The sequence below is a fragment of the Dyella sp. GSA-30 genome, from assembly GCF_027924605.1.
In the GTDB taxonomy this organism is placed as follows: Bacteria; Pseudomonadota; Gammaproteobacteria; order Xanthomonadales; family Rhodanobacteraceae; genus GSA-30.
This window is the reverse complement of the sequence record NZ_AP027042.1, coordinates 1018072-1033222: the sequence shown is the minus strand read 5'-3', so window position 1 is coordinate 1033222 and position 15151 is coordinate 1018072. Positions and strand designations below refer to the sequence as shown.

Below are 15151 nucleotides of genomic sequence, written 5' to 3'. Positions count from 1 at the left end.
CCGTAGGCACCAGATTGGAGCGATCATTGCACCATATCAGAGCAATGAACAGTTGCCGATCACAACCCTTCTTCTGCCAGCCTCGCGCCATATAGACCACGTAAGCTATGCCGCTTCGTGTCGGGCGCAAGCCCGCCAGTCTTATCGCATAACGGAGTTGCAGCACAGTGAGCGACCTGATCAACGTCATCCTGCTCGGCATCATCGAGGGCATTACCGAATTCCTGCCCATTTCCAGCACGGGCCATCTGCTGATCGCCGAGAAGCTCGGCCTGGGCGAACGCTCGGACCTGTTCAATGTCGGCATCCAGGCTGGCGCGATCCTCGCCGTGACGTTCATCTACTGGAAGCGCATCTGGCAGCTGTTCACGCAACTGGGCGACCGCGACAACCGCGACTACCTGATGAAGCTGATCGTCGCCTTCGCGATCACCGCGGTGCTTGGCCTGATCGTGACTCATTACGGCTTCAAGCTGCCTGAGACGATTACCCCCATTGCCTGGGCGCTACTGATCGGTGGTTTCTGGATGATCGCCGCCGAGCAGATCGCCGCGCGGCAGGTCGATCGCAAGGCCGTGACCTGGCCGGTCGCGATCCTGGTCGGTGTCGCGCAGATGGTGGCCGGCGTATTCCCGGGCACCTCGCGTTCGGGCGCGACGATCTTCACTGCCATGCTTGTCGGCACCAGCAATCGCGCGGCCGCCACCGAGTTCGCCTTCCTGGTCGGTATCCCGACCATGTACGCCGCTACCGGCTACGAGCTGCTCAAAGTGGTCAAGCATGACGGCGTTGCGCACGAGGACTGGACCGCGCTGATCGTCGGCTTCATCGTCTCGGCCATCGTGGCCTTTATCGCGGTGAAGTGGTTGCTCGGCTATATCCGCAGCCATCGTTTCACCGCATTTGCGGTGTACCGCATCGTGCTGGGCCTGGCATTGCTGCTGTTCATGCGCGGCGCCTGAGTCGTTCCATGAGCGAGATGTCCTATCCGCTGGCAACCATGGCCACCGCGCTGCGCACGGTGCGCGAACGCGCGCCGCTCGTGCAGTGCATCACCAACTTCGTGGCAATGAACATGGCCGCCAACGCGATGCTGGCCATCGGTGCCTCGCCGGCGATGGTGCATGCCGAAGAAGAAGCCGGTGAATTTGCTGCCTTCGCCGACGCGTTGACCGTGAACATCGGCACCCTCTCGTCGGACTGGCTGGCCGGCATGCTGGCCGCCACAGCGTCCGCACGACAAGCCGGCAAGCCATGGGTGCTCGATCCGGTGGCGCATCAGGCCACGGCGTTCCGACGCCAGGCCGTCATGCGTCTGCTCGAACATCGCCCGGCCGTGATACGCGGCAATGCCTCCGAGATGCTCGCCTTGAGTGGCAGCGTCAGTCGCGCGCAGGGCGTGGACAGTCGCGACGCAGTGGAAGCGGCCGAAGCTGGCGCCATGCGCTTTGCGCGCGAGCAAGGCACCGTCGTCGCCGTCACCGGCGAGGTCGACTTTCTTACCGATGGCGAGCGCAGCCTGCGCTTTGCCGGCGGCTCGCCCTGGATGCCGCGCGTGACCGCCATGGGCTGCACGCAGACCTGCGTGATGGGTGCGATGCTGGCCGTGTTGCCCGGACAGCCGTTCGAAGCGGCAGCGACGACGCTTGCACTGTTCAAGCAGGCAGGCGAATGCGCCGCACGTGATGCGGAAGGTCCCGGCTCGTTTCACTGGCGCTTTATCGATGCGCTGGCCACGATCGACGATGTGCAGCCGCGCGCTCCCTAAGACAAAGCAATAACGCCAGGGCAGCCACCCACGCCACCATCGGAGCGCATACCATAGCGATGTCGCCCGGATGGCCGCCCATGCAAGCCCCGCAACGCTACCGACTGCTCGATCTTTCCATCGACCTCGCACGGCAGCGCGTGGAACGCGGTGGCGACACGCTTGACGTTCAAGGCTTGAGCTTTCGATTACTCGCCTTCCTGCTAACACGCGGCACCGATGTCGTCTCCTTCGATGCCCTGATCGAAGGCGTCTGGTCGCCGGCCGTGGTGGGCGAGGAAACGGTGACGCAACGGGTCAAGCTGTTGCGCCAATCACTGGGCGACGATGGCCGACAACCACGATACCTCCGCTCGGTACGCGGCCAGGGTTACCAGTTGTGCGAGCAACCGCTGGTCGACAGCGAACCCGCACCATCGGTTTCGCCGACACGACGGCGGCGTGCCCTGATCGCGATCGCAGTGACCATCGTGGCCATTGCTGTGCTGGGCGTGCTCGGACTGATACTTCGCCCGGCACCGCCGCCCAAGCCCGCCACAGCGGCGCAAGAACTATTGCAACGCGCGGCCTACTACGCCGGCATCGGCCAGCGTGACAACAACGAACGCGCCATCGCGCTGTACACCCAGGCATTGGCACTGAGACCGACGTACACGGCGGCGCAGATCGGTCTCAGCCGCGCCTATAGCGCACGCGTTTGTCTCTATAACTTTCCTTATGAATGGACCACTCGTGCGCAACAGCTGGCCGAAGCAGTAACCAGGGCGAATCCGCGACAGGCAGAAGCCTGGTCGGTGCTGGCTTATGCCTATGACTGCCGCGGAGAAATGGCATCGGCGATTGCCGCTTATGAGCATGCCCTGGTACTCAATCCGGATGACGATGCTACGCGGGCGTCCGTTGCCTACCTCTATCAGGAACAAGGACGCCTGGTAGACGCCTTGCATGCCAACTTGGACATGCATGGCGATGGTGCAAAGGTGCGCTTTCGCGATGTACAGATCGCGCGTGAATTGGACCTTCTTGGTTTTCACGACGCAGCCGAAAAGCGCTTTCGCCGCAGCTTCGAGCTCAATCCCGACAGCGTGTTTTCCAATATCGCCTGGCCACAGCATTTGTTTTTGCAGGGACGCTTTGTCGACGCCGGCATAGCGCTCGATCAGGCGATGGCACGCAACACGCCCCATGTCGGGCTGTACCAACTCGCAGGCGAGCTGGCCCTGCTGCGCGGTGACCGCGGTGGCGCTGAAACCGCTTTCGCCAAGGCGGTGCAACTGCGTCCGCAGATGAGCCTCCCCACGACATTGGCTGCACTTTATGCCGAACAGCCGCCTTCAACGGCATGGCTGGACGAGCGCATCGCGGCGATGCGCTCGCAACCGGCGGGCGTTGGCTATCCGTCCGATCGGCTGGAGCTGGTGTTGTTGGAGTGGGCGCGCGGTCAGCACAAAGAGGCGATGGAAACTTTGTCCGCCGCCGTGCAGACCGGCTACGTCGATCGCGCCTATTTGCAGACATCGCCCTTGTTTCAGCCGATGACCGGTGAACCGGCATACGCCGCAGCCATCGATGCCATCAGCCAACGCATCGCCACGCAGCATGCGCAGGTGCTTGCGGCGGATTGGCGGCCGTCGGAGCTGGGAAGCCATCAACCTTAGGTAGCCGACTATGGAAGGACAAACGAAATCTATTCGTTCGACGCGGAACGTTTGCCGCCCCATAACCAGCTTGCTGATCGCGGTTGCGATTTGGAGCGTGACGGGAACGGTGCTGGCAAGTACACCGCCACCCCATCTTCCATTTCAGGATGTCCATTGGGCCGCCTCCATGAAGTCACCGCCGACCAGGGGCATCGCACTCGGCAAGCTTTCCGTCGAATTCGAAAAAACAACACTCGCAGATGTGCGTGATGCCGCATCGATCGGCACCATTGATCACCAAGGCGATGCGAGTGAGAGCATTTACTGGCTCTGCTACAGCCACACTGCCGCAGATGTCGGTTATCGAATCTGGATTGCCTCGTATGGCGAGATGGGAGGCCCCGAGCACGCCGTTACCCTGATTGCGGCGGAACGCATGACGAATGCAAAGCCCACCGAAGACTGCCCCTCCCTGCCGGCAAAGCTACAGCCGATTTCGTTGAATGCTCCGATATGGATTGGAACGACAGATCGAGATGTAGAGCGCGCCCTTGGTGCACCCTCTCATCGACAAGGCAAGTGGCGGCAATTCGACTATCAGGGCAAGGTTCCGGGGCCATGCCAAGGCGGTTACGACATGAGCAACTGGTTGCAGACCAAAAGCGAACACGGTCGCATCAGCATAATCTTCGCCGGACAGGTAACAAGCTGCTGACGCTCCCGTTTGTAGATGTGGTTCGAGGAGCCATAGACTTGCCTACATCATCGACCGGTCGATGAGCCGTCGCAGGAATCCATGCAAGGAGAAGGAAAACACTTGAACGCCTATCAGAAGACAGCGGTTTTCATTCTGCGCCTTGTCGGCGTCTGCTGGACTATATTTTTAGGTTTTGTCTGGTCCGTATACGGCGCCGAGGCTTTGATCGGCATCGAGGTCCAGCACTATCCCACGCATACTCTCATCGGCAACATGGGCTATATCGCTGTGGGAATCATAGTCACGGCTGCATCAAAGCCGTTAGGTCGGTTTATCGGTCGAGGATTGGGCGATTAGTTCTCCGGTGAGCACATCGATGACCTTGGTGCTGCTTCCCGGGATGGATGGAACCGGTGAGCTCTTCAAGCCGTTTCTCGATGCGATGGGGCAACGATATCCGGTCAAGGTTGTCGACTACCCCAGGTCCGGAGCCTTGGGCTATACCGAGCTTGAGACGGCGATGAGGATGTCGCTTCCTCCTGATGGGCCATTTGTCCTGCTCGGTGAATCGTTTTCCGGCCCGGTGGCCATGTCCATCGCCGCCTCTCATCCGCCCGGACTCAAAGGACTGATCCTCAGCTGTACGTTTGCGCGTAATCCGCGCCCTCGGCTTGGAGCGTTGCATTTTCTTATCGGCGCATTGCCAACGGGCGCTATCGCTGCACGTTGCGCAAGCGTCGCTCTGCTTGGCGGCTATTCCACTTCGCGTTTGCGTCGCGCATTTCTCGAAGCGCTCGGCAAGGTTACTCCGGATGCCTTGCGCGCTCGGCTTCGGGCGGTGGTGTCGGTGGATGTGACACGTGAACTCGCGGCGATCGATGTGCCTGTTTTGTATTTGCGTGCCGCGCATGACCATGTCGTGCCTGCTGGTGCTGCGGAGCTTATAAAGAGCATCAAGCCGGAGGCGCGCGTGGTCGATGTGGATGCGCCGCATTTTCTGTTGCAGGCCGCGCCCGGAAAAGCGGCTGGGCTTGTCGCGGAGTTTATTGATGGTCTCGTGGGTTGCGAGTCGAGCAACTGAAGGAACCTCAGTGTCTGTCGTCATCCCGGCGAAGGCCGGGATCCATCCCTCAGTCCTCGCTTGTCAGATGACATATGGCAAGCGTCCACGTTGAGGAATGGATTCCGGCCTGCGCCGGAATCACGGATAGGAGGCGCAATGGTGAGATCCTTGTAGGAGCGACTTCAGTCGCGACAGGTCGTGACGTAACCGTGAGTCGCGACTGAAGTCGCTCCTACAAAAACTAGGCGGGCGCTCTGGATCTCTTCAGTCAGTCGCACCAGGCAACGCCTTCAACACATAATCGCGAAAAATCTCCTGCGACTGCGGGTGTGCATAGCGCTGGTTGTACGCCGTGCCGGTCACCACCGTGACGAGCCGTTGCGACGGCATCACAAACACGTAATTGCCGCCGTTGCCGGACATCGCCCATACCGGTTGCTCCTTGCCGTTTACCTTGAAGCGGAAGCACCACCACAGGTAACCGTAATCGGCATCGTCGCGCGCTTGCGCATGCACGCTCAGCATCTGATGCACCCATGCTGACGAGATCACCTGCTGCCCTTTCCAACGCCCTTCGTCCAGAGCCAACTCGCCGAGCTTGGCCAGGTCGCGGCTTCGGTAGCGCGTACCGCCGCCGCCCATGCCAACGCCCAGCGGCGAGACATTCCAATGAACGCTTGTAATGCCCAGCGGCTTTTCCAGCACCTCGGCGGCGAACGCCGAAAGGGACTTGTGCGTCACGTGCTCCACCACCGCACCGGCAACAAAGGCACCAGCAGTGCAATAGGAGAAGGACCGGCCATGCGGACTGTCCGCCGGCTTGGTCATCCAGGGCGCAAAGCCCTTGATGGGCAGGTCGAGCGCGAACTGCAGCCAATCCTCGGTCACGTACATGCGTTCTTCGTTGCCGGACGAAAACTGATTTTCGTCATCGCATTCCCATAGCGAGCTCATGGTGAGCAGGTCTTCCAGCGTGATCGCCTGCTTGCGCGGATCGGGATGCTGCCAGGGCTGCTTGTCCGGAAAGTAGCCATATATCTTGGCCTGGACATCGGGGATCAGCTTCCGCTCGATCGCGGCGCCCACCAGCCACGCGGTGATGCTCTTGCTGGCCGAGCGGATGTCGTTGAGCTGGTCGGCGTTGCTGCCGTTGAAGTAGCCCTCATAGACCAACTTGTTGTCGCTGACTACGACCACACTGGTGATGCCCTTGAAGCTGCCATCGGCGAGCTTCGATTCCAGGGCGGCAAAACGGCTGATGTCCCAGTGGGCGGCGCGAGCATCAGTGGAGGACCAGCCATCATTGGCGGCCGCGGGGGGATGGTAGTCCGCGGCGCAAAGCGGCATGGCGGCAAGGGTGAACAGCGTGGCAAGCAGGCGCTTCGATGGCATGTGCAGGCTCCAGTCGGGGTGGCGCCAGCACAGCAGGACGTTCAATGAAGTGCCTGATGGGGAAATGAAGAATTATGAAGGCCGGGGTCGATGGCCGAAAACCTCCGTCGCGACGCATCGTCCACTGGAAGCACCACACCCCGACGCTTATGATGACCGTTGAACAGGGGAGACAAGAATGGACGCGAGATACATCACCACGTTGGCGCTACGGCTTTTCGCTATCTGGTTTTGCGTGAGTGCCTTTCAGCTTTTTGGCACGATCGAGAGCCTTCGACAGCTAGGCGGAAACTTCAATCAGTCGTCCTTGGTCAGTCTGTCGATCATCGGGGTGGCGGTCAGCATCGGCATCATTCTCTGGATACTGAGCCGCCCGATCGCGGGGTTGTTGACATTCGACCTGGCCAAGCAACACAGCGCGACGCGCCTTTCCATGGCCGACCTGGTCGTCGTGGGCTGCGTACTCATGGGACTGTGGTGGCTCAAGAACGCCGTGTTGCCGTTTGTCGAGTTCTGGCTGACCGCGGTGGCACGCGCTTCCTATGCGGACGAATCCGCCCTGGCGACACTGGACGGCAAGGACAAAATTACGATCGCGCTGGATTTATTGCGGATCGCCATCGCCTTGTTCTTTATCTGCAGGCCGCGCCATATCGCGCATTGGATTCTTGGCCGCCCGGCGACTCCTGACGAGGCACCGGGCGAAGCGAGCTGAGGAAATCCGCGCTCCTCAGGCGCTCAACCGCTGCTCTTCGATCTTTTCCATCGTCATCGCCGCCGGGCGCTTCATGAAGCCCGGCTCGTTGGTGCGATCGAACAATTCACGTACCCATTCGATAAACGCCTGCACGCGCGCCGATAGATGTTTCTTCTGCGGGTAGACGATCCAGACCGGCTTGCCGGTGGACATCGTGTCGGTCATGACCAGCTGGAGCATGCCGCGATCGAGGTAGCAGCAGGCCAGCATGTGCGGGGTCTGGGTAATGCCCAGGCCCGCGGCGACGGCCTGGATCACCGATTCGCCGTCATTAATAAGCATGTGCGCGTCGATATCCACCTCGACCTGCCCGCTGGGGGTGTCGAACTGCCACTGGCGCGGGCGGCCGTTGGGATAGATGTAGTTGATCGTGCGATGGTTTTTAAGGTCGTCGATGCTATGCGGCGCGCCGAACTTCTCCAGGTAATCCGGCGAAGCGACGACCACGTTGCGCAGATAGCCGATCTTGCGGGCGATCAGGCTGGAATCCTCCAGCTGACCGACCCGGATCGCGCAATCGATGCCTTCCTGGATCAGGTCGGCCGGGTTATCGGTCATCGATAGCTCAAGACGGATATCGGGATAGCGCTCCTCGAATTCACGCAGGCGCGGAATGATCGCCGCCCGCCCCACCGCCAGCGATAAACCGACCCGCAAACGGCCAGTCGGCTTGCGGTTGTTGTAGTTCAACGCCTCGGTCGCCTCGGCCAGATCGGCGAGGATCTCCTTGCAACGTGCGTGGAACGCGGCGCCATCGTCGGTCAACCGCAAGGCGCGGGTCGATCGAAAAAGCAGCCGGGCACCGAGGCGCTCTTCCAGGCGTGAGACAGCCCGGCTGACACCCGAAGGCGTCATGCCCAGCTGGACGGCGGCGGCGGCGAAGCTCTTGGCCTCAACCACGCGAACGAAGGCGGAGATTGCGGAAAAGTCTTCCATAGCCAGTCTTTTTACCCTATTCGTGACTGTCAGTCACTATTGCTTTGCACAAGAAACGGATTTTCTGTACCGCTCAGTGCGCCTATTCTTCCGCGCCTCACGGCGATGTACTCGCCGGTCTAATAATTACCTGGAGCGCACGATGAAGAAGCGTTGGATCTTGGCCAGTGTTGCCGCCGTGGCGGTCATTGGCAGCTATGCCCTCTTAAATGGGCACGACAACCCGCATGCGCAAGCCGCCGCCGGTGGGCCGCCGCCCGTCACCGTGGCCCAGGTGCTGGTCCGTAACGTAGACGACTCGGGCGAATTCACCGGCCGCCTGCAGGCGATCGACACCATCGAGCTGCGCCCCCGGGTCAGCGGTTATGTGGATTCGATCCATTTCACCGAAGGCGCCTCGGTCAAGAAGGGCCAGTTGCTGTTCCAGATCGACCCACGCCCCTACCAGGCCGAAGTCGACCGCTTGAACGCCAACCTCGCCCAGGCCCGTGCCGAACAGGTATTGGCTCAGGCCAATGCGGACCGCGGCCAGCGCCTGCTCGACCAGCATGCCGTGGCCAAGGAAGAAGCCGACCGCTTGTCGACCGCCGCTCAGAGTGCCCGCTCGCAAGTGGCAGCCACCACCGCTGCACTCGCCGCGGCCAAGCTCAACCTGGATTTCACCCAGGTGCGCGCGCCGATCGACGGCCGCGTCAGTAATGCCCTGATCACCGCCGGCAATCTGGTAACCAGCACCGACGTGCTGACTCGCGTGGTGAGCGTCAACCCGATCTATGCCTACTTCGACGTGGACGAGAACAGCTACCTCAAGCTCGACCAGATCCGTCGCGAGAAAGGCGTCGCGCCGCAGGTGACGATGGCGTTGGCGAACGAAAGCGGTTTCCCGCATGCGGGCCGCATCGACTTTGTCGACAACGAACTGCGCGCAGGCTCAGGCACGATCCGTTTGCGTGCAGTATTCGACAACAACGACACGCGTTACACGCCGGGTCTGTTCGTTCGCCTGCAGTTGCGTAGCGGCAGTGCGCACGAGCGTGCGCTGATCGACGACCGCGCCGTGGCGACCGATCTGGGCAACAAGTTCGTCTACGTGCTGGGCAAGGACAAGAAGGTCGAATACCGCCGTGTCACCACGGGCCCGTTGCTCGACGGTCTGCGTGTGATCGACGACGGCCTGACCGCCAACGACGTGGTCGTGGTGAACGGTTTGCAGCATGTGCGCCCGGGCGTGGAAGTCGCGCCGACCAAGGTCGCCATGGATAGCCGCAGCCTCGATCCAAGCAAACAGTTAGCAAATGTCGGCGCAGCACCGAAGGTCGCTGCGTTGAACAAGGACTGATTCGATGAAAATCGCGCAATTTTTCGTGGACAGGCCGATTCTGGCCGGCGTCCTTTCCGTACTGATCCTGATCTGCGGCAGCATTGCGATGTTCAAGCTGCCGATCAGTGAGTACCCCGAGATCGTGCCGCCCACCGTGGTGGTGCGTGCCAACTACCCTGGCGCCAACCCCAAGACCATCGCCGAAACCGTTGCCACGCCGCTGGAAGAGCAGATCAACGGCGTGGAGAACATGCTCTACACCTCGTCGCAGTCCACCAGCGATGGCCAGATGACGTTGACCGTCACCTTCGCGCTCGGTAGCGACCTGGACAACGCGCAGGTGCAGGTGCAGAACCGCGTGGCGCAGGCGCTCAGCCGTCTGCCCCAGGAAGTGCAGCGCCTCGGTGTGACGACGCAGAAGAGTTCGCCCGACCTGACCATGGTTGTGCATCTGACCTCGCCCGATAAGCGCTACAACATGCTGTACCTGTCCAACTATGCACGCCTGCATATCAAGGACCAGCTCGCACGCCTGGACGGCGTGGGCGACGTGCAGTTGTTCGGTGCCGGCGAGTACTCGATGCGCGTATGGCTGAATCCGGACAAGTTGGCCCAGCGCGGCCTGACCACCGGCGATATCGTGCATGCGATCCAGGAACAGAACGTCGCGGTGGCCGCCGGTGCGCTCAATGCTCCGCCCGGCCCCGGCACGGCCGCGTTCCAGCTCAACATCAATACGCAGGGCCGCCTGATCAACGAGGAAGACTTCCTCAACATCATCGTGCGCACCGAAGGCAACGGCGCGGTGACTCACCTGCGTGACGTGGCCCGCGTGGAACTGGGCGCCGATCAGTACGCACTGCGCGCACTGCTCGACAACCAGCCGGCCGTGGCGATTCCGATCTTTGCCCGTCCGGGCTCGAACGCGATTCATATCTCCGACGAAGTGCGTGCCGAAATGGCACTCCTGCAGAAGGATTTCCCGCAGGGCGTGGATTACCAGATCGTCTACGACCCGACCGTGTTCGTGCGCGGCTCGATCGAAGCGGTGGTGCATACCTTGTTCGAAGCCATCGCCCTGGTGGTGCTGGTGGTGATCCTGTTCCTGCAGACCTGGCGTGCCTCGATCATCCCGTTGATTGCCGTGCCGGTGTCGTTGATCGGTACGTTCGCGGTGATGTACCTGGCTGGCTTCTCGCTCAATGCGTTGTCGCTGTTCGGCTTGGTGCTGGCCATCGGCATCGTGGTGGATGACGCCATCGTGGTGGTGGAAAACGTCGAGCGGCATATCGAACACGGTATGCAGCCGAAAGAAGCCACGCGACAGGCAATGAAGGAAGTGACCGGCCCGATCGTCGCGACCGCCTTGGTGCTGTGCGCCGTGTTCGTGCCGACCGCCTTCATCAGCGGCCTGACCGGCCAGTTCTATCGTCAGTTCGCGCTGACGATTGCCATCTCCACGGTGATCTCGGCGTTCAACTCGCTGACGTTGAGCCCGGCACTGTCGGCCATCCTGCTGCGCGGCCATGGTGCGCCCAAGGACAAGCTCACGCTGCTGATGGATCGCGGCCTGGGCTGGCTGTTCCGTCCGTTCAACCGCTTGTTCATCAGCGGTGCCAACCGTTACGTCGGCGGCGTCAAGCGCGTGCTTGGTGCCGGTACGATCACGGTGCTGATCTATCTGGGCCTGGTAGGCCTGGGCGGTGCCGGCTTTGCCCACGTGCCGACCGGTTTCGTGCCGCCGCAGGACAAGCAGTACCTCGTCGCGTTCGCGCAGCTGCCCGATGCCGCCTCGCTCGACCGCACCGAGGAAGTGATCCGCAAGATGAGCGAGATCGCACTCAAGCAGCCGGGTGTCGCCAATGCGGTGTCGTTCCCGGGCCTGTCGATCAACGGTTTCACCAACAGCACCAACTCGGGCATCGTGTTCACCCCGCTCAAGCCGTTCGAGGAGCGTCGTGATCCATCCGAATCGGCCGCTGCGATCGCTGCCGCGCTGAACCAGAAGTTCGCCGGTATCCAGGACGCGTACATCGCGATCTTCCCGCCGCCGCCGGTACAGGGCCTGGGAACCATCGGTGGTTTCCGCGTGCAGATCGAAGACCGTTCCGACGCCGGTTTCGAGGAGCTGTACAAGCAGACGCAGAACCTGATCGCACAGAGCCAGAAGACACCGACGCTTGCAGGGCTGTTCTCCAGCTATCAGGTGAGCGTGCCGCAGATCAACGCCAACATCGACCGCGAGAAAGCCAAGGCCGAAGGTGTGGATCTGGCTGACGTGTACCAGACGATGCAGGCGTACATGGGTTCGCTCTACGTCAACGACTTCAACCGCTTCGGCCGCACCTATCAGGTGAACGTTTCGGCCGACCAGAGCTTCCGTCATGAACCGGAAGACCTGTTGCAGCTGAAGACGCGCAACGCACGTGGCGATGCCATCCCGCTCGGCTCGTTCGTGAGCGTGGAGCAGACGGTCGGCCCGGATCGCGTGCAGCACTACAACGGCTATCCGACCGCGGAAATCAGCGGTGGCGCCGCACCGGGCTTCAGCTCCGGTCAGGCCCAGGATGCGATGGAAAAGCTGGCCCGCGACAACCTACCCAACGGCATGTCGTTCGAATGGACCGAGCTGACCTATCAGCAGATCCTTGCCGGCAATACCGCGGTGCTGGTGTTCCCCTTGTGCGTGTTGTTGGTGTTCCTGGTGCTGGCCTCGCTGTATGAAAGCCTGACCTTGCCGCTGGCGGTGATCCTGATCGTGCCGATGGTGCTGTTGTCCGCGATCTCCGGTGTGTGGCTGTCCGGTGGCGACAACAACATCTTCACCCAGATCGGTTTGATCGTGCTGGTGGGCCTGGCGTGCAAGAACGCGATCTTGATCGTCGAGTTTGCCCGCGAAGCGCAGCTCCTCGAAGGCCTGGATCGCAAGCAGGCCGTGCTCGAAGCCGCTCGTCTGCGACTGCGCCCGATCCTGATGACCTCGATCGCCTTCATCATGGGTGTGGTGCCGCTGGTGACCTCGCATGGTGCGGGTGCGGAGATGCGTCATGCGATGGGTGTGGCGGTGTTCGCCGGCATGCTGGGCGTGACCTTCTTCGGCCTGATCTTCACCCCGCTGTTCTATGTGCTGATCCGCGGCTGGACCGAAAAGATGGACGCGCGCAAGGCTGCGCACGCACAGCAACCGGCGCTGGAGGAACATTGAGATGAGCATGCATAACCACAAGAAAAGACCGGGCAACAAGCCCGGTCGCACCCTCGGCACGATGACCGCGATGTTCTCCGCACTCTTGCTGGCCGGTTGTGTCAGCGTCGGCCCGGACTATCACGCACCGCAGGAAAAGCCGGTCGCGCTGCAAGGCGTCGATACGCAACGACAGAGCGAGCAGAACTTCCAGGCCCGCTGGTGGGAGCAGTTCAACGACCCTACGTTGAATACGCTGATCCAGCGCGCCGCGAAGAATGCGCCGGACCTGAAGATCGCCCTTGCACGCTTGCGTGAGGCACGCGCCGAGCTTGGCGTCGCCAAGGCCGATCAGTGGCCGACGATCAATACCGGCGTCGACTACAGCAAGAGCGTCGCCCAGCAACCGGGCTTCACCACGCAACGCGTGCCGGTGCAGACCTATCAGGCCGGCTTCGACGCATCGTGGGAGCTGGATCTGTTCGGTGGTGTGCGTCGCTCGGTCGAGGCCGCCAAGGCACAGGCGCAAAGTGCCGACGCCTCGCTGCAGGATGCACAGGTCACGCTGTTCGCCGAAGTCGCGCGCTATTACTTCGACCTGCGTGGCACGCAGTTGCGTATCGATGTCGCCAAGCGCGATATCGAAAACCAGCAGCAATCGTTGACGTTGATCCGCGCTCGCCTCGATGTCGGCACCGGCTCGGAGCAGGACGTCGCCAGCGCCAATGCGCGACTGGCGCAGGTCGAAGCGGAACTGCCGTTGCTGGAGACGCAGGCCCGCGCTGATGAGTTCCGCCTCGCCGTGCTGCTTGGCGAACGCCCGGGTGAACTGGCCGTCGATCTTACGCCGGTCAATTTCAAGCCGATCGACGTGTCACTGCCGATCGGCCAAGCCGGCGATGTATTGTCGCGTCGCCCCGATGTACGCGTGGCCGAGCGTCAGTACGCCGCGGCCAATGCACGCATCGGTGTTGCCAAGGCCGACTGGTTTCCGCATATCACGCTCGGCGGTTTCTTCGGCTTTCTGTCCGGCCGCAGCAATGATTTCGGTAGCCCGTCGACCCGCGCATGGACGCTGGCCCCGAGCATCAGCTGGTCGGGCCTGAACGTGCAGCGGGTGAACTCGAACGTGAAAGCGAGCGAGGCACGCGCCGACGAAGCTCTAGCCAACTACCAGCGCACCGTGCTGCAGGCTGCCGAGGATGTCGACAACTCGCTGACCTCGTACAACCTGCAACGCGAGCGCGTGCAGAAGCTGATGGAGCAGGCACAGCAAAGCCGTCGCGCGGCCGAGCTGGCAAAGATCCGCTATACCGAAGGCGCCACCGACTTCCTTGAGTGGCTGGATGCCGAGCGCACCCAGCTCACTGCGGAAGACGCGTTGGCCGAAGGCGAGGCAGCAATCAACCTGCGTGCCGTGGCGATCTACAAGTCGCTCGGTGGCGGTTGGGAAGCCTGTGCTGACGAGAAGTGCTCCGAGGTGGCCTCTGCACCATGAACGCCACCGTGCACCGCCTGCCGCGCAAGGCCGCGCGCGGTAGTGTCGTATCCAATGAACCGCCGCCAAGCCAGCGCGTTGCGCTGGTGAGCGGCGGCAACCGCGGCCTTGGATTGGAAGTGGTAAGACAGCTGGCAGCACAGGGCATCACCGTGCTGCTCGGCTCGCGTTCGCTGGCGGCGGGCGAGAAAGTCGCCCGCCAGCTGCGCCATGAAGGCGGCGACGTCGTTGCGGTCAAGCTCGACGTCACCTCCGACCATGACGTGGCCAACCTGGCCAAACATATCGATACCAGCTACCACCGGCTGGATATCCTGGTGAACAACGCCGGCGCGTTTTTCGATATCGACAAGCGCGCCTCCAATGCCGACTTGTCCGTGGTGCGCAGTGCGCTGGACACCAACCTGCTCGGCGCATGGCGCGTGACCGAAGCCGTGCTGCCGTTGATGCAGCGGCATAACTACGGCCGCGTGGTGAATGTTTCCAGCAGTTGCGGCGCGATCGAGATGGAAGGCGAGAATTGTCCTGCGTATCGCATTTCCAAGACTGCGCTCAATGGCTATACCCGCATGCTTGCCGCCGAGCTCAAGGGCAGCGGCGTACTGGTCAATGCGGTATGTCCCGGCTGGGTGGCTACCGATATGGGTGGTAGCGGTGGCCGACCGGTTGCCGAAGGTGCGGAAGGTATTGTTTGGGCTGCGTGTCTATCGCCGCAGCAGGGCAATTTGAATGGGCGGTTTTTTCGGGACAAGCAACCGATTGCTTGGTGAACAAACCGTCACCTCTCCTAACATCGTCATTCCGGCGTAGGCCGGAATCTACCTCTCAGTCTGTCGCTTGTCAGGCAACCTTTCTTAAACGGAAACGCGGAGGAGTAGATTCCGGCCTGCGCCGG

At 61.8% G+C, this 15151-nt stretch carries 13 protein-coding genes; 11 read left to right on the top strand and 2 right to left on the bottom strand.

What is annotated here, in order from left to right; translation table 11 throughout:
* Positions 1–167: 167 nt before the first annotated feature.
* From QMG46_RS04595 to QMG46_RS04570, 6 genes are all read left to right on the top strand, one after another.
* The gene (locus tag QMG46_RS04595) at positions 168–962 is read left to right on the top strand and encodes an undecaprenyl-diphosphate phosphatase (protein WP_281851306.1); all 795 of its coding nucleotides are present in this window, start codon (positions 168–170) and stop codon (positions 960–962) included.
* An 8-nt stretch (positions 963–970) separates the two neighbouring features.
* Positions 971–1768: a hydroxyethylthiazole kinase gene (thiM, locus tag QMG46_RS04590; protein ID WP_281851305.1), complete on the top strand. Its 798-nt coding sequence runs from the start codon at positions 971–973 to the stop codon at positions 1766–1768.
* A gap of 80 nt (positions 1769–1848) precedes the next feature.
* The gene (locus QMG46_RS04585) at positions 1849–3426 is read left to right on the top strand and encodes a winged helix-turn-helix transcriptional regulator (RefSeq protein WP_281851304.1); all 1578 of its coding nucleotides are present in this window, start codon (positions 1849–1851) and stop codon (positions 3424–3426) included.
* 10 nt (positions 3427–3436) lie between these two features.
* A complete protein-coding gene (locus QMG46_RS04580) occupies positions 3437–4123 on the top strand; it encodes a hypothetical protein (RefSeq protein ID WP_281851303.1) in 687 nt (228 codons plus the stop codon).
* A 102-nt stretch (positions 4124–4225) separates the two neighbouring features.
* Positions 4226–4462: a hypothetical protein gene (locus QMG46_RS04575; protein ID WP_281851302.1), complete on the top strand. Its 237-nt coding sequence runs from the start codon at positions 4226–4228 to the stop codon at positions 4460–4462.
* Positions 4463–4481: 19 nt separating this feature from the next.
* Positions 4482–5186, top strand: coding sequence for an alpha/beta fold hydrolase (locus tag QMG46_RS04570; RefSeq protein WP_281851301.1), 705 nt, complete (start codon positions 4482–4484; stop codon positions 5184–5186).
* A 246-nt stretch (positions 5187–5432) separates the two neighbouring features.
* On the opposite strand, the gene QMG46_RS04565 is transcribed toward QMG46_RS04570, so the two are convergent.
* The gene (locus QMG46_RS04565) at positions 5433–6560 is read right to left on the bottom strand and encodes a serine hydrolase domain-containing protein (protein WP_281851300.1); all 1128 of its coding nucleotides are present in this window, start codon (positions 6558–6560) and stop codon (positions 5433–5435) included.
* A gap of 178 nt (positions 6561–6738) precedes the next feature.
* Here QMG46_RS04565 and QMG46_RS04560 point away from each other — a divergent pair, with 178 nt between their 5' ends.
* Positions 6739–7275 carry a hypothetical protein gene (locus tag QMG46_RS04560; protein WP_281851299.1) on the top strand — a complete coding sequence of 179 codons (537 nt, stop codon included), beginning with the start codon at positions 6739–6741 and terminating at the stop codon, positions 7273–7275.
* Positions 7276–7290: 15 nt separating this feature from the next.
* On the opposite strand, the gene QMG46_RS04555 is transcribed toward QMG46_RS04560, so the two are convergent.
* A complete protein-coding gene (locus QMG46_RS04555) occupies positions 7291–8253 on the bottom strand; it encodes a LysR family transcriptional regulator (RefSeq protein WP_281851298.1) in 963 nt (320 codons plus the stop codon).
* A gap of 142 nt (positions 8254–8395) precedes the next feature.
* Here QMG46_RS04555 and QMG46_RS04550 point away from each other — a divergent pair, with 142 nt between their 5' ends.
* From QMG46_RS04550 to QMG46_RS04535, 4 genes are read left to right on the top strand one after another with little or no spacing between them, the layout of a single operon-like run.
* Entirely contained in the window at positions 8396–9592 is a 1197-nt protein-coding gene (locus tag QMG46_RS04550; protein WP_281851297.1) for an efflux RND transporter periplasmic adaptor subunit, read from the top strand.
* 4 nt (positions 9593–9596) lie between these two features.
* Positions 9597–12779: an efflux RND transporter permease subunit gene (locus QMG46_RS04545; protein WP_281851296.1), complete on the top strand. Its 3183-nt coding sequence runs from the start codon at positions 9597–9599 to the stop codon at positions 12777–12779.
* 7 nt (positions 12780–12786) lie between these two features.
* A complete protein-coding gene (locus QMG46_RS04540; RefSeq protein ID WP_281852804.1) occupies positions 12787–14256 on the top strand; it encodes an efflux transporter outer membrane subunit in 1470 nt (489 codons plus the stop codon).
* Positions 14253–15026, top strand: coding sequence for an SDR family oxidoreductase (locus QMG46_RS04535; RefSeq protein ID WP_281851295.1), 774 nt, complete (start codon positions 14253–14255; stop codon positions 15024–15026). Before QMG46_RS04540 ends, QMG46_RS04535 begins: the two co-directional genes overlap by 4 nt.
* Positions 15027–15151: the final 125 nt, after the last annotated feature.